Raw genomic sequence first — 19,951 nt, 5'->3', positions numbered from 1 at the left:
CGCCACACCCAGCCAGCATTCTGCTGATCTGATCCTGTCCCCAAGCGAGTCGACGCCGACGCGTCGAACGACCGCGATTCGCAGCGCTTCCCAGAGCGACGAATCGGCGACCCCTGCGAACCAATTCGGTTCGCCACCTTGGGCAAGGATCTCCAATGACAATGAGTATGTCGCGCGGCCGCCGAACGCGCGTAGCAATGTTGATTGCGGCGATGTGGCTTTCTCCGACAGCGTTTGGAAACGACTCGTCGCCACCACCCGGCGCGGACATCGCCTCTGTACGTTCCTGGTTGATCGCACACAACCCGGAATTGCGTGCGCTGCAAGCGGAAGCTGAGGCGGCTGAGGCCCGCGTGTTCCCCGCCGGCGCTTTGCCCGACCCGATGGTCGGCCTGCGCCTGGAAGGCATTGATACCGATCGCCCCAATCTGCTTCCAGGCAATGTTGGCAAAACGCTCTACAGCGTAAAGCAGACGGTTCCGCTGTGGGGCAAGCGCGGACTGGCGCGCGATATCGCCGGCGAAGAAGCGCGGGCTCAGCGCGAAATGCGCAGCGCCACGCTGCTCGATCGGCTGGCCGAGACCGAGCAGGCCTATGTGGGCTACTGGCACGCCGATGCCAGCCTGCAGGTCGTCGATCGGCTGATCGAACTCATCGGCACGATCGAGTCGGTGGCGCGCCAGCGCTATGCGTTGGGTCTGGCGGCGCAGCAGGACGCCATCCGCGCTCAGGTGGCCCGCACGCGACTGCAGGCCGAACGTATTGAGCGCGAGGCCAAGCGCGCTGACGCCATCGCGCAACTCAATGCCGGCCTCGGTCGCCCGGTCGATGCGCCGCTGGCCTCACCCGAGGGAGCGCCGAACATCGATCTGCCGATAGAACGACGTGATCAGGGACTGGCAATGCTGCGCCGCCAATCGCACCCCATGTTGCGTGCGCGTGCCGCCATGGCTAGCGCGGCCGATGAAGCTTTTGACTTGCAGCGACGGCAACGCTTTCCCGATCTTAACGTCGGGGTTGGACTCATGCAGCAGGGCAACAGGCTGGAAGGCTACGAGCTGATGCTGGAGGTTGAGATCCCCTTCCAGCGTCGTGCATTGCGCGAGCGCGAACGCGAAGCCGCGTTGCGGCGCGACGCAGCCAACGCGCGCGTGGATCAGACGCGCGACGCGCTGGAAGCGGCATTCGGCAAGGCGTGGGCTCGCTGGGCCAGCGCACGCGAACGCGAGTCCCTCTATCACAACACCTTGCTTCCTCAGTCCGAGGCAAATTTCGCCTCAGCCCTGGCCAGCTACCGGGTGGGCGAAGTCGACTTTGCCACCTTGCTGGAAGCGCTGGAGGCTTGGCAAGGCGCAGACCTGTCGCGCATCGATGCGCAGCGCGATGAACTCAATGGCGCCGCCGATCTGCGCGCCCTGATCGGGAGCACCCCATGAAGACGATGAACTGGGTGGCTATTGCCACCATCGCGCTGTCGGCCCTAGGCGCTGGAGTCTGGATCGGTCGAGCCAGCGCGCCTACTTCCATGTCACTCGAATCCGCTTCTGCCGCGGAGCGGGAATCCGAGCCGAAAATTCTCTACTACCGCAACCCCATGGGACTGCCCGACACCTCGCCAGTGCCGAAGAAGGACAGCATGGGCATGGACTACATTCCCGTGTTTGATGGCGAAGCGCCCACCGAGCCGGGGACCGTCGTCCTGCCACCCGAGAAGGTTCAGAGGCTGGGCGTCCGCACCTCGCTAGCCAGCCGCGAGCGCCTCACCGCCGTGGTCCGTGCAAGCGCCAGCGTCGAAGTCGACGAAACGCGCCAGTTTGTGGTGGCGCCGCGTTTCGATGGCTGGATCGAGCGTCTGCACGCAAACCAGACCGGCATGGCGGTGCGTCGTGGGCAGCCGCTCATGACGCTGTACAGCCCGGAACTGCTTGCGGCGCAGGAGGAATTCCGAATTGCCGACGAGGCGGCAAAGCGATTGGCCGACAGTGACCCCGCGAGCGCGGCCGCCATGAATCAGCTGCGCGACGCCGCGAACGTGCGACTGCGCAACTGGCAGGTGGCTGGCGCTCGGCTCGGTGGAACGGGCGATCCGGCCCGCCTTGCCCTCAATGCACCGATGGACGCCATTGTCATCGACAAACCCGTGGTCGAGGGCGATCGCTTCGTGGCCGGGCAGACCGTGTTGCGTCTGGCTGACCTATCGACGGTCTGGGTGATAGCGCAGGTGCCAGTGACGCAGGTGGGCGAACTGTCGGTCGGCCAGGCGGCGGTGTTTGAAACGCCAACATTGCCGGGCGCCTCGCGGCAAGGGCAAATCGACTTCATCTACCCGGTGGTGGCGATGGAGAGCCGCACGGTGGGCGTGCGGCTGGTGCTGCCGAACCCGGATGGCCAACTCCGACCGGGCGTGTACGGTGAAGTGACCCTGCAAAGCAGACCGGACGATGACGCGGTGGTCGTGCCGCGGTCCGCCATCATCGACAGCGGCACACGTCAGGTCGTGCTGGTGCAAATCGCCGAAGGCCGATACGAACCGAGGACGGTGCGCATTGGCCGCCGCACTTCGGACGGGGTCGCGGTACTCGAAGGCCTCGCCGACGGCGAGGCGGTGGTCGTCTCGGCCAATTTCCTGATCGATGCCGAAAGCAACCTCACCTCGGCGTTGCAAGGTCTGACAACGGGGGGCGAGGACGACGCGCACGACGCAGCGCACGACAGCGAAGATGCCGCGGCCGACCATGGGTCGCACGCCACGGAAACCACGGCCGACCCGCATGCGGGCCACGCCGGACACGGCGAGGAGCACTGACATGCTCGCCCGTCTGATCGAGTGGTCGATCCGCAATGTGTTCCTGGTCGTGGTGCTGTCTCTGGCAGTCACGGCTGCAGGCATCTACGCCGTTTTGCGGACTCCTCTGGATGCTTTGCCCGACTTGTCCGACGTACAGGTCATCGTCTTCACTGAAGTCCCGGGTCAAGGGCCGCAGGTGGTGGAGGACCAGGTCACTTATCCACTGACCACCGCCATGCTGGCGGTGCCGAAGTCGAAAGTAGTGCGCGGGTTTTCGTTCTTCGGCGCCTCGTTCGTCTACATTATTTTCGAGGACGGCACCGATCTGTACTGGGCGCGATCGCGCGTGCTTGAGTACTTGAACTTCGCCTCTCAGAAGCTGCCCGAAGGCGTGACGCCGACCTTAGGGCCCGACGCGACGGGCGTGGGCTGGGTCTACCAATACGCCCTGGAGGGCGAGCAGCGCTCGCTCGACGAACTTCGCGCCACTCAGGACTGGTACGTGCGCTACCAGCTGACCAAAGCCCCCGGTGTGGCTGAGGTGGCCAGCGTGGGCGGCTTCGTACGCCAGTACTCGGTGACCGTCGACCCGGTGCGGCTGCGTCAGTACGGCATCGGTCTCGATCGCGTCATGCAGGTGATCGCCGAGAGCAACCGCGACGTTGGTGGGCGCATCGTTGAGATGAGCGAAACGGAGTACATGGTGCGTGGTCGCGGCTACTTGCGTGGCATCGACGACATCGAACAGCTGGCACTGAAGGCCGAGGGCGGCACACCGGTGCTGATCGGCGATGTGGCCAGAGTTGAGCTGGCACCCGACGAGCGTCGGGGCATCGCCGAACTCAATGGCGAGGGCGAGGTTGTCGGCGGCATAGCGGTGGCACGTTACGGTGAAAATGCGCTTTCGGTGATCGATGGCCTGAAACAGAAAATCGCCGAAATCGGCGCCGGACTGCCCGAAGGGGTTTCGCTGCGAGCGGTGTACGACCGCTCCGAATTGATATACCGCGCGATTGCCACGCTGCGTTGGACCCTGATCGAAGAAAGCCTGATCGTCGCCCTGGTCTGCGTGGTGTTTCTGTTCCATGCACGCAGCGCGCTAGTGGCCATCATCATGCTGCCGGTCGGCGTGTTGATCGCGTTCCTCGCCATGCGCCTGCTTGGCATGAATTCCAACATCATGAGTCTGGGCGGCATCGCGATCGCCATCGGCGCGATGGTCGATGCGGCCATCGTGATGATTGAAAACGCGCACAAACACATTGAGCGCGACGACGGCAGCACGCCGAGACATCAGCTCATCATCGACGCTTGCCGCGAGGTCGGTCCGGCGCTGTTCTTCAGCCTTCTGATCATTACGGTGTCGTTCCTACCGGTGTTCGCGCTCGAAGCCCAGGAAGGCCGGCTGTTCCACCCGCTGGCGTTCACCAAGACGTTCGCGATGGCCGGCGGTGCGTTGTTGTCAGTCACGTTAGTTCCGGTGCTGATGTTGCTGTTCGTTCGCGGCAAGATTCTGCCGGAGGCGAAAAACCCCGTGAACCGCCTGCTGATTGCACTGTACCGCCCGGTGATTGCCGTCGTGCTCCGCTTCAAGGGCGCCACCTTGGTGGGCGCATTGATCGTATTGCTCGCAACGGCTTGGCCGGCGTCCAAGCTCGGCAGCGAATTTATGCCCTCGCTCAACGAAGGCACCTTGCTCTACATGCCTGCCTCGTTGCCCGGGATGTCGCCGACCAAGGCGGCCGAACTGCTGCAACAGCAAGATCGGATCATCAAGTCGTTTCCCGAAGTTGACTCCGTATTCGGCAAGGCCGGTCGTGCACTGACCGCCACCGATCCTGCGCCCCTGGAGATGTTCGAGACCGTCATCAACCTCACGCCTGAAGAACAATGGCGGCCTGGCATGACGATCGACGCACTGATCGCCGAAATGGACCGTGCGCTGCAGTTCCCGGGCGTGGCCAATTCCTGGACCATGCCAATCAAGGCGCGCACCGACATGCTTGCCACCGGCATCCGCACGCCGATCGGCATCAAGGTCTTTGGCACCGACCTTGGCGAGATGGAACGCCTAGCTAAGGAAATCGAAGCCGCTGTCCGCGAGGTACCTGGCACAACCAGCGCCTATGCGGAACGCCTCACTGGTGGCTTCTATTTGGACATTGAGCCCGATCTGCGCCGATTGGCTCGATACGGCTTGACAGTGGGAGATGTGCAGGACGTGATTGCGGCGGCTCTGGGCGGGGAGATGGTCACCACGACCGTGGAAGGACGCGAGCGTTTCGGGGTGATCGTGCGCTATCCGCGCGAACTGCGTGACAGCCCGGAGTCCATCGCCACCCAGGTGCTGGTGCCCACCATGATGGGGGCACAGATTCCACTCGGCGAACTGGCCGACATCAAGCTCAGAAAGGGCGCGCCGTCGATTCGCACTGAGAACGCTCTGCTTTCGGCTTACATCTATGTGGATACGCGGGACTCGGATCTCGGCGCCTACGTGCAGGCCGCGCAGGAAGCGGTGGCGCGCAAGGTTAAGTTCCCCCCCGGCTACTACGCCACCTGGAGCGGCCAGTACGAATACATGCAGCGCGCCATCGCCAAGATGAAGATCGTCGTGCCGCTGACCCTGGCAATCATCTTCCTGCTGCTTTACCTCAATTTCCGCCGGGTGACCGAGTCGCTGATCGTGATGCTCTCGGTGCCGTTCGCCCTGGTCGGCGGCGTGTGGCTGATGTGGATACTTAACTACAACCTCAGCGTAGCGGTCGCCGTGGGGTTCATTGCGCTGGCCGGCGTTGCTGCCGAAACCGGCGTAGTGATGCTGATCTATTTGGACCAAGCGTTAAAGACAAGGGCAGAAATGCGACGCTTGCAGAGCCAATCGCTAACGTTTAGCGATCTTACCGAGGCCATCGTTGAAGGCGCAGTGGAGCGCGTTCGGCCGAAGATGATGACCGTGGTTGCCATCATGGCCGGATTGCTTCCGATCATGTGGAGCACTGGCACCGGTTCCGAAGTGATGCGGCGCATTGCGGCGCCGATGGTCGGAGGCATGGTCTCGTCGACGGTGCTCACCCTGGCCGTCATTCCGGCGATCTATGCCCTGGTTAAGCGACGCAGCTTGGCACCAAAGTGAATGTGAGCGTGCGAATCGTCCTACCAAGAATCACGTCCACCCAGGAAAATGCGGCGACCGCAAGCGTACCAACGGGGTTCCAAACCGTGTTTCGACGCCACCGCCACGCAAGTGGCACGATGTGACAATCGGCCCACCTGCGTTCCTTCAATGCGGGCTATCAGATTGGTTGCGCGGGCAGCTCGCAGCCACGGGGGGGCGAAGCGTCGAGACTCAGGCCCAAGTCCTTGGCCGGGTGTGGCCGCCAGAACTACGCTGAGGTGAGCGATGGATCACGACACGAAGAATGAGAGCTACACACAAAACTCCATCACATTGAAAGGCGCTGTTGCGATGGGTACCGGTGTCATGATTGGTGCTGGAATCTTCGCACTCACTGGCCAGATCGCCGAACTGGCTGGCCCCTTGTTTCCCCTTGCCTTTGTTGCTGGGGCGCTCGTTACCGGCATCAGTGCCTACGGATACGTCAAAATGGTCAACGCTTGGCCCTCTTCGGGCGGCATTGCCATGATCCTGCATAAGTGCTACGGCGCCGGCGGCATCGCAGCCGGTGCCGCTTTGCTGATGGCGCTTAGCATGATCATTGCAGAGAGTCTGGTCGCCAGGACTTTTGCCGCCTATTTTCTGCGTCCTTTCGACATCACCGGCGGACCGCTGGTGCCGGCGCTGGCGGTGTCTGTCATCTTGTTCGCCTTTCTGGTGAACATCGCCGGCAATCGCTCGATAGGCCTGTTCTCGATCGTGATGGCAATCGCCAAGATCGGCGGTATCGCCGCGTTCGGTATCGCGGCGCTATGGTCCAGCGGTTTCGAGTTCGCCAGTGTCAGCGATGAGCGCGATCCGTTCGGAGCGGTTGGATTCATTGCATCCATTGCGCTGGCGATCCTTGCGTTCAAAGGCTTCACTACCATCACCAACAGCGGAGCCGAGATCACTCATCCACACCGAAACGTGGGAAGGGCGATTTCAATTTCGATCGCTGCCTGTGTCGTTCTTTACCTGCTCGTGGCCTTCGGCGTCGGCGCAAGTCTGAGCATCGACGAGATCATCGCCGCGCGCGATTACTCGCTCGCTGAGGCGGCCCAGCCAGCATTGGGACAGCTGGGATTCGAGCTGACCGTCGTGCTGGCAGTTGTCGCCACGGCCTCTGCAGTGTTGGCCAGCGTGTTTGCCGTTTCACGCATGCTGGCGATGCTCACCGAGATGAAAATGATTCCGCATCGCCACTTCGGTATGTCGGGCCCGATCCAGCGTCACACCTTGGTTTATACCGTGGTGATGGCTTCGATGTTGGCGATTTTCTTCGACCTGAGCCGGATTGCGTCCCTCGGCGTTTTCTTTTACTTGGTAATGGACATGATCGTGCAGTTCGGCATATGGCGGTTTCGTCGAGGAGACACGGGGGCCTCGGCCGTCCCGCTGCTGGGAACGCTGCTGCTGGATGGATCGATTCTCAGCGCCTTCGCGCTGATGAAGCTTAAGTCCGACCCATCCATCGTCGCCTACGCAGTCCTATCCATCGCAGCGGTGTTTGTTTTCGAGCGACTTTACTTGCGGAAATGGATTGAAGTAGAGCGGCAAGCAGCGGCGTGAGGGCTGACGCATTTTTTCACGACCGAGTGTAGGAGAAACGAACCGGACTCACGCTGGCCTTAGCCTCTTCAAACTTGAAACTTTTTCCCCGCTGGCGCAGTCTGTTCGGATCATGCTCCGCCGCGCCCTCCATCTGCTGTTGGCCCTGACGCTTGCCCTGAACGGGGTTCTGGCGCCTTTGGCGATGGCGCACATGGGGCATGGCAATCATGCGAGCGCGATGGGGCACGGCCAGCACCACGCCATGCCCGACCACCGGAGCGGCGTGACCCAGGACGCAACAACAGCCCATCACGGCCATCATGAGTCGGGGACCGCGTTGGCCGCGGCCGACACCGCGCCCGGCGACGCAGATTCCGGACCCTGTTGCGACGGCTCCCTTTGTCAGTGTGGCTGCGTGTTGCCGCCGGTAGTGTCCCACGCTGGAACCGCTTCCCCCGTTGGCAGCGTTGACACGCAACGCTACGCCGTACCGATCGCGCTACTGTTAGCGCGCCGCGACGCTCCGCCGCTCCGCCCACCGGCGGCTTAATCTCCTGCAATCTGCCCGCGGCGACGCCCTGGAGGGTCGCCGCGCCCGCTGTCGCCGGCTGCGTGCTCCTACGCCCCCCGGCTGCTCAGGAGAACAACCCATGTCACCGCTTTCTCGCTCCGTCGCGGCCCTTGCGACGGTGCTCGTGCTGTCAGGCTGTGTCAGCCTGCCGCGTGAGCGCGGCTACACCGAAACGCGCGACCTCATCGCGCAGCAACGCCCGCTGCCGACGGACTGGTCGCCGTTGGCAACCGATCAATCGCCGTTGATCCCGACCACTCCGCTGTCCATCGACGACGCGGTCCGGATCGCCTTCTTCAACAACCCGCGCCTGCGCGAGGAATTCACCCGCCTTGGATTCGGTCGCGCCGAGCTTGAGGATGCCCGCCGAATTGCCAATCCCAGCCTCGGCTACCTGCGGCTCTCGCCTAGGGCCGGTAATGGGACGCAAATCACAGGCAGCCTTTCGCTCGGACTGACGGATCTGCTGCTGTTGTCTGCTCGCAAGCGCCTTGCCGAAGGCGAGCTTGAGCGCATCCAGCTGGCCGTTGCCGGCGCCGCGCTCGAACTGGCGACCGAAGTGGAAGCGGTCTGGTACGAAGCGGTCGGTGCCGAACAGATTGCGGCGATGCGCGATCTGGTGGCGCGTGCCAGTGAACAGTCGGCCGAACTCGCGCAGCGCTTCTTCGACGCCGGCAACATCAACCGCCTGCAGCTTGAACAGGAACGCGCCGCCGCCTCGCAGGCACGGATCGACGCGACCCGCGCCGGCGCCGATGCCCTGCGCTCCCGTCATGCACTGGCTGCCCTGATGGGCTTGCCGACCAGCGCCTCCTGGACGATTCAGACCCAGCTTCCCGCCCCGCGCGATGTCGGCTTCTCAGCTGATGCACTGGTGCAACTGGCGTTGGAGTCACGCCTGGATCTCGCCGCGGCAAAAAGGGCGGTGGCGCTGCGCGAAGACGCGCTGGGCGTCACGCGTCGCTGGCGTTGGGTAGGCGACGTCGAAGTCGGCTACGAGCGTGAGCGCGAGCTGGACGGCGAAGTGCTGCGCGGCCCTTCGCTGGCCCTGGCACTGCCGCTGTTCAACCAAGGCCAAGGCGCCCTGGCGCGGGCCCAAGCGGAGTTGCAGCAAGCTCGGGCGGAGTTGGACGGCCGGCTGCTTGCGGTGCAAAACGATACGCGTCTGGGCCTCGATGCATTGCAGGTCGCACGGACGATTGCGGAGCGCTACCGCGTGGACATCGTGCCGCGGCGCGAAGCGATCGTGGCGCGAACGCAAGAGCAGGTGAACTTCATGCTGGTAGGCGTATTCGAGTTGCTGCTGGCCAAGCAGCAGGAATACGACGCTTACCAAGCCTACCTCGAGGCCGTGCGCGACTACTGGATCGCGCGTGCCGCCCTGCGCGGCGCGGTCGGCGGGCGTCTGCCGGACGATGGTGAAGCGACCGAGCCGACGCTGGGTGTGGAGGCGATCATGCCCGCGCCGGCGGCGGCCGAAATGGATCACTCGCAGCACGGTGAGAAATCAAACGATCCGCATGCCGGCCATCACATGCCCAAGTCCGCCGATGCGGCCGATCCGCACGCCGGCCACGCCATGCCGCAGGACCGTAGCGAACCTGACCCACACGCGCAGCATCGCCAGCAGGCCGAGCCGACGAAAGCGGAAAAGGCTCCGGAACCGGACGAAGAGACTGAGCACACACACGATCACGGAGAGCAACCATGAACCCTTCCCGACGTCATTGGTTCCGCGTCGCGGGCCTGGCCAGCCTGGCACCGCTAGGCCTGTTCGCGCGGCGCAGCTTCGCCCAGGACCACACCGGCCATGTCATGCCGCCACCGGAGCCCGCCCCGTCCTTGGCGCCGGCAGGCAATGGTCGCTATACCCCGGTGCGCACGCTCAATGGCTGGGCCTTGCCGCATCGCATGGTCGACGGCGTGAAGGAATTTCACCTCGTCGCCGAGGAGATCGAGCACGAGTTCGCGCCCGGCTGTCGCGCCAAGTGCTGGGGCTACAACGGCACGACGCCGGGGCCGACGATCGAGGCGGTCGAGGGCGATCGTGTCCGCATCTATGTCACCAACCGCTTGCCCGAGCACACCAGCGTGCACTGGCACGGCATCCTGCTGCCAAGTGGCATGGATGGTGTCGGCGGGTTGTCGCAACCGCATATCCGCCCGGGCGAAACCTACGTCTACGAGTTTACCCTGCGCCAGCACGGCACCCACATGTATCACCCACACGCCGATGAGATGGTGCAGATGGCGGTGGGCATGATGGGCATGTTCGTCATCCACCCCAAGAACGGCGAGCCTAATCCGGTCGATCGTGATTACGTCGTGCTCTTGCACAACTGGGCGCTGCATCCCGGCACCTACCGGCCCGACCCGTCGGTGATGCAGGACTTCGATCTGTGGACCATGAACAGCAAGGTCTTTCCGGCGATCGAGCCCTTGGTCGCGCGCAGCGGTGAGCGCGTTCGCGTCCGCATCGGCAATCTGTCGATGTGGAACCACCCGATGCATATGCACGGGGTGCAGTTCTTTGTCACCGGCTCGGACGGTGGCCGCTGGCCGCAAGGCCTGTGGCGACCGGAAACCACGGAAATCGTCGGCGTCGGCCAGACCCGGGATCTGGAGTTCGTCGCGGTACCCGGCGATTGGGCCTTCCACTGCCATATGTCGCATCACACGATGAATGCCATGGGGCACGAGATCCCCAACACCCTCGGCGTCGATCAATCCGGCGTCGAAGCGGAAATCCGCAAACTGCTGCCGGGCTATATGGCGATGGGCCAAGGCGGCATGGCCGAACACCAGGAACACACCGACTCGGGCCATATGCGCGGCCCAGAAAACACCCTGGCGATGATGATGGGCAAGGGCCCGTTCGGGAACCTCGAAATGGGCGGCATGTTCACCGTGGTCAAGGTGCGCGACGACCTCGCCACCGGCGACTACCGCGACCCCGGTTGGTATCCGAATCCCCGCGGCACGGTCGCCCATCGCGTCTCCGGCGATCCCGATTTCGGCCGTCCCGCACGGCGCGGACCACCGCCAGGCCCCCCGGCCGAGCTCAAGGCCAAGCCTGTCGACCATTCATCGATGAAGCACGGATAAGGAGCGCGTCATGAAGCTGCTGAAGACATTGGCCATTCTGCTTTTGCTGGGGCTGATCGGTGCCGCCACGGTGATCTGGAGCGGTGTGTACAACATCGGGGCCGACGATCCGCACTGGTCGGCCACCTACCGGGTGCTGGAGATCGCCCGGCAACGCTCGATTGCCACGCGCGCAGCCGGCATCGAAACGCCCGATCTATCGGACCCTGCTTTGATCCGCAGTGGTGCCGGCAATTACAGCGCGATGTGCGTCACCTGCCATCTCAGCCCCGGTGCGGAAGAGACCGAGCTGAGCGTCGGCCTGTATCCGAAGCCGCCGCGCTGGGATGCGCTGGCAGAGGTGGAGCCGCGCCAAGCGTACTGGGCGCTCAAGCACGGCATCAAGGCGTCCGGCATGCCGGCCTGGGGCAAGAGCATGGACGACCGCTACCTCTGGGGCATGGTCGCCTTCATGCAGCAGTTTCCCGGCATGACACCCGCCGAGTACCGCAAACACGTTGACGCAAGCCCCGGGCACGACCATGGCGGCGGCGAAACCGATGTCGGCGGCGGTGACCCGCATGCCCATCACCAAGCATCAAGCGCGGAACGCTCCTCGTTCGAGCCCATTGAGGACCCGATGGCAGCGCCCGAAGGCGATGACCATCGCGACGACCATCAGCACTGAATTCTACCCCGAGGCCTTGCCTCACTCACTCTGGAGATAGCCATGAACCTTCGCATTACATCGCTTGCCCTCGCGCTTGCCCTCACCGCATCGACCGCCTGGGGGCATGGCGACGAGAAACACAAACCTTCACAAGTGGAGCCGGGACGAGAAACAGCGGGTGCCGTCCTCAGCGTCGCGGCCGAAGCCGAAGATGCCGTCGCTGCCCTGGAGCGGTTTTCCGCGGCATTGAGTGCAGACGATCTCAGCGCCGCTGGCGCCGAACTCGACCCATCCGTGCTGATCCTGGAAAGCGGCGGTGCCGAGCGCACCCGCGATGAATACCTGGGTGGACACGCCAAGCACGATGCCGAGTTCCTCAAGGCGGCGCACACCACCTTGCAGCGCCGCGTCGCACAGGCTTCGGGCGACCTGGTCTGGGTCGGTAGCGAGAGCGAGATCCACGCCAGCCGCGGCGACAAGATGCTGATGATTTCGTCGACCGAAACGGCGGTCCTGCGCAAGACCGCGCAAGGCTGGAAGATCGTGCACATCCATTGGTCGTCACGGGCGCAGAAGTGAATCGCATCGTCATTCCGCTATCGCAGTCGTGGCACGCCCTCACCCTGGGCGTGCTGCTGTTGACGACCGCGTGTACGAGCGAGCCGGATAGTCCCAGCACCCGCACGAGCGCAGCATCGGATGCGCCCGCGGCAGCAAGCACGTCGACCTTGCCAACGATCATCGTGCACAAGACGGCGACCTGCGGCTGCTGCAGCCTGTGGGTCGAGCACCTGCAAAAGGCCGGCTTCACCGTCGATGTGCGCGACAGCGAGTATCTGAACCCCGTGAAGCTTCGTCTGGGCGTCCCGCCCGGCAAGGGTTCGTGCCACACCGCAGAGGTCGATGGCTACGTGGTGGAAGGCCATGTTCCGGTCGGCGACATCCTCCGTCTTTTGAACGAACGCCCCAAGGCGCGCGGTCTGGTGCTGCCGGGCATGCCGCTCGGCTCGCCCGGCATGGAGATGCCGGACGGACGGATTCAGCCCTACACGGTGGAGTTACTGGCTGAGGACGGCAGTACGTCGCCCTTCCAACGACACGGAACGCATTGACGCGCGGCGTCCAATCATCGATACCCAATCACTCAAAGGACAACACCATGACCCGATTGCTCATATTGATTGCGAGCCTGTTTCTGCTATCCGGAGCGAACGCCGCGTCGGCGCTGCCCGATGCCGACGAAGCCGCAGTGAAAGCCGTGCTGGCGGCCTACAAATCGGCCTTGGAGCGCCGCGATCTGGCCGGCACCGAGGCACTGTTTGCCGACCACAACGTGGTCGCTGAATCGGGCAAGCTGGAAGGCAGCTACCGCGACTACATTGAGCACCATATCGGTCCGGAACTGGGGCACTTTTCGCGCTTTGCCTTCTCCGACTACGTCGTACGCGTCGAGGGCGTGGGCGATGTGGCCTGGGCCACGGAAACCTACCGCTATGTGATCGAACTGAAGGACCGTGCCGAGCCGATCGAGCGCCAGGGCCTCAGCACCACGGTCCTGCAACGTCTGGATGGCGAGTGGCGGATCCGCTCGATGCACAGCTCGTCGCGAGCGCCGAAGCCGGCTGCACCCTGAAGCCGGGCATTCCCACCCCATGTGAACGAACTGGAGAGAAGCCAGCGATAGCGCTTGACTCTGGACTTGGGTCCAGACTGCAGACTGGCCTCCCACAGGAGATCGGGCATGTCACACCTCAGCATCGGCCAACTTGCGCAACGCGCCGGGGTCGCCATCGACACGGTGCGCTACTACGAGCGCAACTCGCTTCTCGCGCCGGCAGGACGGTTGGCCTCCGGCTATCGTCGCTACGGAGCGATCGAGCTGAAGCGTCTGCGATTCATTCGCCGGGCGAAGGCATTGGGCTTTTCGCTGGAGGACATCCGCGGATTGCTGACGCTCAGTGACAGCCGAGACGTGGCTCGGGTCAAGCAGGCAGCGCAAACCAAGCTGCTCGATATCAACGCACGCATCGTCGAACTGGAGCGCATCCGACACGGCCTGCAGACGTTGATCACTGCATGCCCGGGTCATGGTCAGGCCGAGGCCTGCCCGATCCTCAACGCACTCACGCAGCAGGAGCCCGAATGAGCACCCAGAATGACCCGCACGCCGCGAAGGCGTGCTGCAGCACGAAGCCCGCGCACTCGGCAGGTGCGGCGGCAGGCAGCCCCACACATCTCGATGGCAGCGCGGCCGGTGGCGAGGCAGCCGGCGCGGCGGGCGACGGTCCGGAGCTTCGAGATCCTGTGTGCGGAATGACCGTCAGCCCCGCATCGCCGCATCGTGCCGACCACGAAGGCCAGAGCCACTACTTCTGCTCGGCGGGCTGTCGCAGCAAGTTCGTCAACGACCCAGCGCGCTATCTGTCGACCGAGCCCGCGGACGCGATTCCCGCACCCGCAGGCACCCAGTTCACCTGCCCGATGCATCCGGAAATCGTGCAGGACCATCCGGGAACCTGCCCCAAGTGCGGGATGGCGCTGGAGCCGATGATGCCCAGCCTGGACGAGGCGGAGAATCCCGAACTGACCGATTTCCGGCGGCGATTCTGGTGGACATTGCCGCTGTCGCTTGCCGTGCTGGTCATCGCCATGGTCGGTCATCGCGTGCCCGCGCTGTCGGCCAGCGTGCGCACCTGGATGGAGTTCGCGCTCTCGGTGCCGGTCGTGCTGTGGGCAGGCTGGCCATTCTTCCAGCGCTGGGCGCAGTCGATCGTAAATCGCAGTCCGAACATGTGGACGCTGATCGGCACCGGCGTCGGCGCGGCGTTCGGCTACAGCGTGGTCGCGACGCTTGCCCCGGAGTGGTTTCCGGCGTCGTTTCAGGAGCACGGCCGCGTCGGCGTCTACTACGAGGCCGCCGCCATCATTGTGTCGCTCACACTGCTCGGACAACTGCTGGAGCTCAAAGCGCGATCGAGCACCTCGGCAGCGATCAAGGCCCTGCTCGGACTGGCGCCCAAGACGGCGCGACGACTTGGCGACGACGGTAGCGAGGAGGACATCCCACTGACTCACGTGCACATTGGCGATCGCCTGCGCGTGCGGCCGGGCGAGAAGGTGCCGGTCGACGGCGAAGTGATCGAAGGGCGCTCGCGGCTGGACGAGTCGATGCTGACCGGTGAGCCCATGCCGGTAGAGAAAACACCGGGCGACAGCGTCATCGGCGCCACGATCAACGGCAACGGCAGCCTGGTGATCCGTGCCGACAAGGTCGGATCGAACACGGTGCTGGCGCAGATCGTGCAACTGGTGGCGCAGGCACAGCGCTCGCGCGCGCCAATGCAGCGCATGGCCGATCGCGTGAGCTTTTGGTTCGTGCTGGCGGTGTTGGCGATCGCCGTTGCCACGTTTCTGGTCTGGGGATTTTTTGGGCCTGAGCCGGCGTGGACCTTCGCCATCGTCAATGCCGTGGCGGTGCTGATCATCGCCTGTCCCTGTGCGCTCGGGCTGGCCACGCCGATGTCGATCATGGTGGCGACCGGCCGCGCCGCCCAGGCCGGGGTGCTGTTTCGCGATGCCGAGGCGATCGAGCGGTTGCGCCTGATCGACACGCTGATCGTCGACAAGACCGGCACCCTCACTCAAGGCAAGCCCGCGTTCCGATCGGTCATCGCAACAGCGGACTTTGGCGAGGACGAGGTCTTGCGACTCGCGGCCAGCCTCGATCAGGGCAGTGAGCACCCGCTGGCGGAAGCGATTGTGGCCGAGTCCAGACGCCGGGAAACAGTGCTGAACCCGGTGGAGGACTTCGAGTCGGTGACCGGCATCGGCGTTCGCGGACGCGTCGACGATCACAATCTGGCGCTGGGCAATACCGCGCTGATGGACGAGTTGGGTGTCGACGTAACATCGCTCTCGGAGACCGCCGAGAAGCTGCGTGGCGAAGGCGCCAGCGTGATGTATCTGGCGGTCGACCGCCGTCTCGCCGGGCTGCTGGCGGTTGCCGATCCGATCAAGGACACCACGGCCGAAGCGATCGAGGCGCTGCACGCGGCCGGGTTTCGCATCGTCATGGCGACCGGCGATGGCGTCAGCACCGCGAAGGCGGTTGCGGCGCAACTCGGAATCGATGAGGTGCATGGCGAAGTGCGACCGCAGGACAAGTCCGAACTCGTCGCGCGCCTCAAGCGCGAAGGCCGGCGCGTGGCTATGGCCGGTGATGGCATCAACGATGCGCCGGCACTGGCGGCGGCCGATGTCGGCATTGCCATGGGTACCGGCACCGACGTGGCGATGTCCAGCGCCCAGGTCACGCTGGTGAAGGGCGACCTGCGCGGCATCCTGCGCGCGCGCCAGATCTCGCAAGCGACCGTGGCGAACATGAAGCAGAACCTCGGCTTCGCCTTTGCCTACAACGCCCTCGGTGTGCCGATCGCTGCCGGGGTGCTGTATCCGGTGTTCGGTTGGTTGCTCAGCCCGATGATTGCCGCCTTGGCCATGAGCCTGTCCTCGGTGTCAGTGGTCGCCAACGCGTTGCGACTGCGCACTGGGCAATGACGGGTCAAGACCAAGGGTCCGCTTGGGTCGGGCGCGTTGCGCTCGGCCCGGGGTGGGCGGTGTTTACCGGTTGCGCTGGCGACAACCGGCCGCACCGGCATCCCGCCCTGCAGCTCGCGCTGAGTGTGGAGGGGCCGGTTCGTGCCGACGTCGACGGTCGACTCGTCGAAGGCGCCGGCCTGCTGATCGGCCCCGATGTCACTCACCGCCTGCATCCTGGACCTGTGCGCTTGTTGTATGTGGAGCGGCAATCGGCGGCAGGACTGCGCCTCGGCGCCCTCTGCCGACATGGCCTGGTCGTGTTCGACGCAGCAACCGCATCGCGCTTGTGCGCGCTGTGGCAGACGCATAACGACGCAGCGTCGATCGATCCATTGATCGCTGCGTTGGCTGGGGGATCAATCGATACTCAAGTCGAACAAAGTTCCGCTCAGCCCACGAGTTCCCGACGAAGGATTCGTGCCGTCATCGCCGACTTGCCGCAGCGTCCTGCGGCCGAGTGGACGCTCGCCAGACTATCGGCAGCCACAGCACTATCTCCTAGCCGATTCGCCCACGCATTTCGCGAACAGACCGGCATGGCGCTCCGTCCTTACCTGCGCTGGCTGCGCTTGGCCCTGGCTTTGGGAGCGGTCAGTCGCGGCGCCTCCCTGACCGACGCCGCGCACGCAGCGGGCTTTGCCGACGCCGCACACTTCACGCGGACTATGCGTCGCCATTTCGGCGTTACCCCAGGCAGCCTGCTGGTACCGCTGCGGAGCCGCCATCCCGATCCATCCCTTGAAGCAGGAACGACCCGTCCATGATCAAGCGCGTTCGCTATCTCGCCGTGACTTTCGCTTCGCTACTGTCCCTGTTGTCCTTCGGTCAAATCGTGGCAGCGCATTCGCCGCCCGAGCCTGCCAAGGCCTATTTCGGCGGGTACACGCGCACCACTCGGACGTTCAATCTCGAGCTGGTCTCGGAGGGTCGAGTTATCCGGCTGTACGTGCGTGATCGCCGCAATTGGCCAGTGGATATTCGGCACCTTCAAGCCAGAATCCAGTTCACGCACCTTGAGGAAACTCAGGAAATCGAACTGTCACCCGGAGCCAAGGGCGCCCTGGTCGGCGAGGCTGAAATCGATCTGGCAGGATTGCGACGGGTCCGGCTTGATCTTCACCCGCGTGATCAAGATCCGCAGGTCGTATGGATGCAACTCACGGAGAGCGATTGAAGACTCCGCGCGTCCACCCAAGCGCGGCCGCCACGGTGACAACGGCGACCATGCGAGCCCAAGACGGCGGCTCTTAGGGCTGGAAACGCGTGTTTCCAGCCAGTACGTTCAAGCGCGTCTGCGGACGCTCGGGCAACACTGCATGCCTCGACTCGGAGACACCACGCATGCGGTTTGCCACCTTTCTGCGCTACGGCGCTTATCCCATCGTATTTGGCAGCGTCAGCGCCTTCGTGCTGATCTGGTCGACGCTGGGTTGGTCGCCCTGGCCCGCCTTTTTTCTCGTCGCGATCGCCGGCCTGCTTGCCATCGCCTGGCTGGAACGGGTGCAACCGTTCGAAAGGGATTGGAACGAAGACCACAACGACACCCTGACCGACGCCATCCATGTCCTGGTGAATCTCCTGCTGATGTCGGGCACGGCGTATCTGCTGCATTTGCTGATGGGTCGTGTGCCGACCACCATGATCTGGCCGCAGGCGTGGCCGATCGCGCTGCAGGTACTGCTCGCCGGGCTGATCGTGGATTTCGGCTTGTATGCGATGCACCGCGCAAGCCATCACGTTCCCTGGTTGTGGCGACTGCACGCGATCCATCACAGTTCTGAGCGCCTCTACTGGATGAACGGCGATCGTCGCCATCCCCTGAGCGCCCTCATCCTGGCCGGCCCCGGCCTCGTGGCGACGGTACTGCTCGGCGCGCCGGCTGCCGTCATCACGGCATGGTTGACCCTGTTGACGGTTCACCTCGGATTTCAGCACGCCAATCTCGACTACTCCTTGGGTCCGCTGCGCCGGTGGATCGGCGGTGCCGAACTGCATCGCTGGCACCATCGCCGCGACTACACCGACGCGCAGGTCAATTTCGGCGAGTTCTGGTTGCTGTGGGATTGGTTGTTGGGAACGCGTTTCGATGATCTTAAGGCAGTAGGCGCGGATGACGTTGGGCTGGACGACGCCGAGTTTCCGACCTCGTACCTTGGTCAACTGCGCTGGCCGTTTTCGAGGGTCGGTTATTGGGACGCGACGGGGTCGATGCGCGCGACGATCAGTTCGGCAGAGTCCGCGGCCACTGAGCCGGAAACCTGAACTCGAAGCCCTTGCAGTGGGACCGACGGTTCGCCCAATGCGCCGAGTTCCAGCGCGAATTGGCCGGCAGCGGTCGTCAACATCGGGCTTGGCGAGAGCTGAAGCCGCCCCTGCAGTGTGATCTGCGCGTCATTGGGCGTGAATCCGCCCTTGCGAACGACCTCGCGGATATCCGTTAACGATGTGGTGGAATTGGGCGCCAAGTGCACTTCAGCATAGCCTTCATTGAGACTGACCGTCACCGATTGCACCCCGGGTAAGGCCTTGAGTCCTTTCTCCATGCCGTAGGCACACGGCGCGCAATCCATACCGAAGATGACTTGCTTGGCGTGCACCAAGCCGTCGGAATGAACGCTGGTTGAGCCACTCATGGCCGCAATCAACAAGACAGCGTAGAGAGTCGTTTTCATGGGGATGCTCCGTCAGAACCAATAGGTGAAGACCAGCTTGGCGCGATAGTCGGTACCAGGCTGGCTGCCGTTGAGCCGCTCCTCGACCGGAAACAACACGCCGGCCGAAACGCCCCAGGCGCCAAACAAGCCCAGCACCGAGGGGCCGGCCAACAATCGGTACCCACCGGAATCGGCATCCGCCAGGCCGTCGCGCCGATCCCGTTCTGCATGCTCGGCGACGGCCTCGATGAACAGCCGCCAGTCCGGTTTCGGATAATCGCCGCGAAAGATCGGTGGGCGCCAACCAAACACCGCGGTGGCGTAAGTCAGGTCGCCACGGCGATTGCCACCCTCAGCCCGATGCCATTGGCCGCCGCCGCCCAGCCACCAGTAGGTCGTGCGCGAGGCGTAGCCGGTGACCGCCGCCAAGTGCAGGGCGGGGCCGGCATTCCGCGCGTCCGGGCCAAAGGTGTCACCGTCGGCCACCCCGACCAGCAGGCTGCTTTCCCGACGCACGCCTATGCGCGGGGCCTCGCGGTGGAAGCGCCAAAGTAGCGAGGCTTCCACGGCACCGGGTTTCCCCATCATGGCGCCACCGCGCGCGTTGGCAACCATGCGGCTATCGCGCTGGTCCAGCGGCAGGGTCAGGGTCGCCTGCAAATCCTCATGAATCCCGTAGCCGATCATTTGCCGGGTTCGCCAGTCGCCACCCTGCTCAGATGCCATGCGCATAAACCCGGTGTCGCTGCTCCACTGGCCTGCACCCAGGGTCGGCGTGGCCAGACCAAACAGCGGACCATGGCCTTCGCTCTGCGCCGCCGACGCGACAAGAGCCAGCGCGAAGGCCAGGGGATAAAGTCGCGTCCGGTTCATG

Annotated in this window: 18 protein-coding genes; 16 read left to right on the top strand and 2 right to left on the bottom strand. The window is 64.2% G+C overall.

From position 1 onward, the window contains the following. The first annotated feature begins 161 nt into the window (after nt 1-161). The 16 genes from IFO71_RS01485 (at nt 162) to IFO71_RS01410 (ending at nt 18,685) form a co-directional block, all read left to right on the top strand. Nucleotides 162-1,436 (top strand): TolC family protein, encoded by a 1,275-nt coding sequence (locus IFO71_RS01485; protein WP_225444287.1) that lies wholly within the window; start codon nt 162-164, stop codon nt 1,434-1,436. Further along, nucleotides 1,433-2,806, top strand: coding sequence for an efflux RND transporter periplasmic adaptor subunit (locus IFO71_RS01480; RefSeq protein WP_192027748.1), 1,374 nt, complete (start codon nt 1,433-1,435; stop codon nt 2,804-2,806). The genes IFO71_RS01485 and IFO71_RS01480 overlap by 4 nt, the downstream gene beginning before the upstream one ends. A gap of 1 nt (nt 2,807) precedes the next feature. Next, on the top strand, nt 2,808-5,924 hold the full coding sequence (locus IFO71_RS01475; protein WP_343229160.1) for an efflux RND transporter permease subunit: 3,117 nt from the start codon (nt 2,808-2,810) through the stop codon (nt 5,922-5,924). Between the two features lie 267 nt (nt 5,925-6,191). Then, entirely contained in the window at nt 6,192-7,517 is a 1,326-nt protein-coding gene (locus IFO71_RS01470) for an APC family permease (protein ID WP_192027747.1), read from the top strand. Nucleotides 7,518-7,629: 112 nt separating this feature from the next. After that, nucleotides 7,630-8,049, top strand: coding sequence for a CopL family metal-binding regulatory protein (locus IFO71_RS22600; protein WP_192027746.1), 420 nt, complete (start codon nt 7,630-7,632; stop codon nt 8,047-8,049). A gap of 100 nt (nt 8,050-8,149) precedes the next feature. Next, the gene (locus IFO71_RS01460; RefSeq protein WP_192027745.1) at nt 8,150-9,781 is read left to right on the top strand and encodes a TolC family protein; all 1,632 of its coding nucleotides are present in this window, start codon (nt 8,150-8,152) and stop codon (nt 9,779-9,781) included. Then, nucleotides 9,778-11,175, top strand: a complete 1,398-nt coding sequence (locus IFO71_RS01455; protein WP_192027744.1) for a multicopper oxidase family protein — start codon at nt 9,778-9,780, stop codon at nt 11,173-11,175. The genes IFO71_RS01460 and IFO71_RS01455 overlap by 4 nt, the downstream gene beginning before the upstream one ends. Before the next feature lie 10 nt (nt 11,176-11,185). After that, the gene (locus IFO71_RS01450) at nt 11,186-11,842 is read left to right on the top strand and encodes a c-type cytochrome (protein ID WP_192027743.1); all 657 of its coding nucleotides are present in this window, start codon (nt 11,186-11,188) and stop codon (nt 11,840-11,842) included. Between the two features lie 42 nt (nt 11,843-11,884). Then, nucleotides 11,885-12,403 carry a nuclear transport factor 2 family protein gene (locus IFO71_RS01445; protein WP_192027742.1) on the top strand — a complete coding sequence of 173 codons (519 nt, stop codon included), beginning with the start codon at nt 11,885-11,887 and terminating at the stop codon, nt 12,401-12,403. After that, complete coding sequence (locus tag IFO71_RS01440; RefSeq protein ID WP_332309285.1) at nt 12,400-12,936, top strand: DUF411 domain-containing protein; 537 nt, start codon at nt 12,400-12,402, stop codon at nt 12,934-12,936. The genes IFO71_RS01445 and IFO71_RS01440 overlap by 4 nt, the downstream gene beginning before the upstream one ends. A gap of 47 nt (nt 12,937-12,983) precedes the next feature. Beyond that, on the top strand, nt 12,984-13,457 hold the full coding sequence (locus tag IFO71_RS01435) for a YybH family protein (RefSeq protein WP_192027741.1): 474 nt from the start codon (nt 12,984-12,986) through the stop codon (nt 13,455-13,457). A 108-nt stretch (nt 13,458-13,565) separates the two neighbouring features. After that, nucleotides 13,566-13,970 carry a heavy metal-responsive transcriptional regulator gene (locus IFO71_RS01430; RefSeq protein ID WP_192027740.1) on the top strand — a complete coding sequence of 135 codons (405 nt, stop codon included), beginning with the start codon at nt 13,566-13,568 and terminating at the stop codon, nt 13,968-13,970. Next, nucleotides 13,901-16,381: a heavy metal translocating P-type ATPase gene (locus IFO71_RS01425; RefSeq protein WP_425502862.1), complete on the top strand. Its 2,481-nt coding sequence runs from the start codon at nt 13,901-13,903 to the stop codon at nt 16,379-16,381. Before IFO71_RS01430 ends, IFO71_RS01425 begins: the two co-directional genes overlap by 70 nt. Then, entirely contained in the window at nt 16,378-17,187 is an 810-nt protein-coding gene (locus IFO71_RS01420; protein ID WP_192027738.1) for a helix-turn-helix domain-containing protein, read from the top strand. Before IFO71_RS01425 ends, IFO71_RS01420 begins: the two co-directional genes overlap by 4 nt. Further along, nucleotides 17,184-17,597: a hypothetical protein gene (locus tag IFO71_RS01415; RefSeq protein ID WP_192027737.1), complete on the top strand. Its 414-nt coding sequence runs from the start codon at nt 17,184-17,186 to the stop codon at nt 17,595-17,597. The genes IFO71_RS01420 and IFO71_RS01415 overlap by 4 nt, the downstream gene beginning before the upstream one ends. A gap of 233 nt (nt 17,598-17,830) precedes the next feature. Then, a complete protein-coding gene (locus tag IFO71_RS01410; protein ID WP_332309284.1) occupies nt 17,831-18,685 on the top strand; it encodes a sterol desaturase family protein in 855 nt (284 codons plus the stop codon). Here IFO71_RS01410 and IFO71_RS01405 read toward each other — a convergent pair. Then, on the bottom strand, nt 18,610-19,095 hold the full coding sequence (locus IFO71_RS01405; RefSeq protein ID WP_192027735.1) for a heavy-metal-associated domain-containing protein: 486 nt from the start codon (nt 19,093-19,095) through the stop codon (nt 18,610-18,612). The two genes, IFO71_RS01410 and IFO71_RS01405, sit on opposite strands and share 76 nt — an antisense overlap. 12 nt (nt 19,096-19,107) lie before the next feature. Beyond that, nucleotides 19,108-19,950, bottom strand: coding sequence for a hypothetical protein (locus tag IFO71_RS01400; RefSeq protein ID WP_192027734.1), 843 nt, complete (start codon nt 19,948-19,950; stop codon nt 19,108-19,110). Nucleotide 19,951 lies beyond the last annotated feature (1 nt).

This window comes from Pseudomarimonas arenosa, from assembly GCF_014841215.1.
Classification (GTDB): Bacteria; Pseudomonadota; Gammaproteobacteria; order Xanthomonadales; family Xanthomonadaceae; genus Pseudomarimonas; species Pseudomarimonas arenosa.
This window is presented reverse-complemented; position numbering and strand designations above follow the sequence as displayed.

Excerpts from the sequence above, each read along its gene's own strand:
- IFO71_RS01450 (WP_192027743.1), top strand. The coding sequence starts at position 11,186 with ATGAAGCTGCTGAAGACATTGGCCATTCTGCTTTTGCTGGGGCTGATC.
- IFO71_RS01430 (WP_192027740.1), top strand. The coding sequence starts at position 13,566 with ATGTCACACCTCAGCATCGGCCAACTTGCGCAACGCGCCGGGGTCGCC.
- IFO71_RS01405 (WP_192027735.1), bottom strand. The coding sequence starts at position 19,095 with ATGAAAACGACTCTCTACGCTGTCTTGTTGATTGCGGCCATGAGTGGC.
- IFO71_RS01470 (WP_192027747.1), top strand. The coding sequence starts at position 6,192 with ATGGATCACGACACGAAGAATGAGAGCTACACACAAAACTCCATCACA.
- IFO71_RS01460 (WP_192027745.1), top strand. The coding sequence starts at position 8,150 with ATGTCACCGCTTTCTCGCTCCGTCGCGGCCCTTGCGACGGTGCTCGTG.
- IFO71_RS22600 (WP_192027746.1), top strand. The coding sequence starts at position 7,630 with ATGCTCCGCCGCGCCCTCCATCTGCTGTTGGCCCTGACGCTTGCCCTG.
- IFO71_RS01425 (WP_425502862.1), top strand. The coding sequence starts at position 13,901 with ATGCCCGGGTCATGGTCAGGCCGAGGCCTGCCCGATCCTCAACGCACT.
- IFO71_RS01415 (WP_192027737.1), top strand. The coding sequence starts at position 17,184 with ATGATCAAGCGCGTTCGCTATCTCGCCGTGACTTTCGCTTCGCTACTG.
- IFO71_RS01400 (WP_192027734.1), bottom strand. The coding sequence starts at position 19,950 with ATGAACCGGACGCGACTTTATCCCCTGGCCTTCGCGCTGGCTCTTGTC.
- IFO71_RS01445 (WP_192027742.1), top strand. The coding sequence starts at position 11,885 with ATGAACCTTCGCATTACATCGCTTGCCCTCGCGCTTGCCCTCACCGCA.
- IFO71_RS01485 (WP_225444287.1), top strand. The coding sequence starts at position 162 with ATGAGTATGTCGCGCGGCCGCCGAACGCGCGTAGCAATGTTGATTGCG.
- IFO71_RS01475 (WP_343229160.1), top strand. The coding sequence starts at position 2,808 with ATGCTCGCCCGTCTGATCGAGTGGTCGATCCGCAATGTGTTCCTGGTC.
- IFO71_RS01420 (WP_192027738.1), top strand. The coding sequence starts at position 16,378 with ATGACGGGTCAAGACCAAGGGTCCGCTTGGGTCGGGCGCGTTGCGCTC.
- IFO71_RS01480 (WP_192027748.1), top strand. The coding sequence starts at position 1,433 with ATGAAGACGATGAACTGGGTGGCTATTGCCACCATCGCGCTGTCGGCC.
- IFO71_RS01455 (WP_192027744.1), top strand. The coding sequence starts at position 9,778 with ATGAACCCTTCCCGACGTCATTGGTTCCGCGTCGCGGGCCTGGCCAGC.
- IFO71_RS01435 (WP_192027741.1), top strand. The coding sequence starts at position 12,984 with ATGACCCGATTGCTCATATTGATTGCGAGCCTGTTTCTGCTATCCGGA.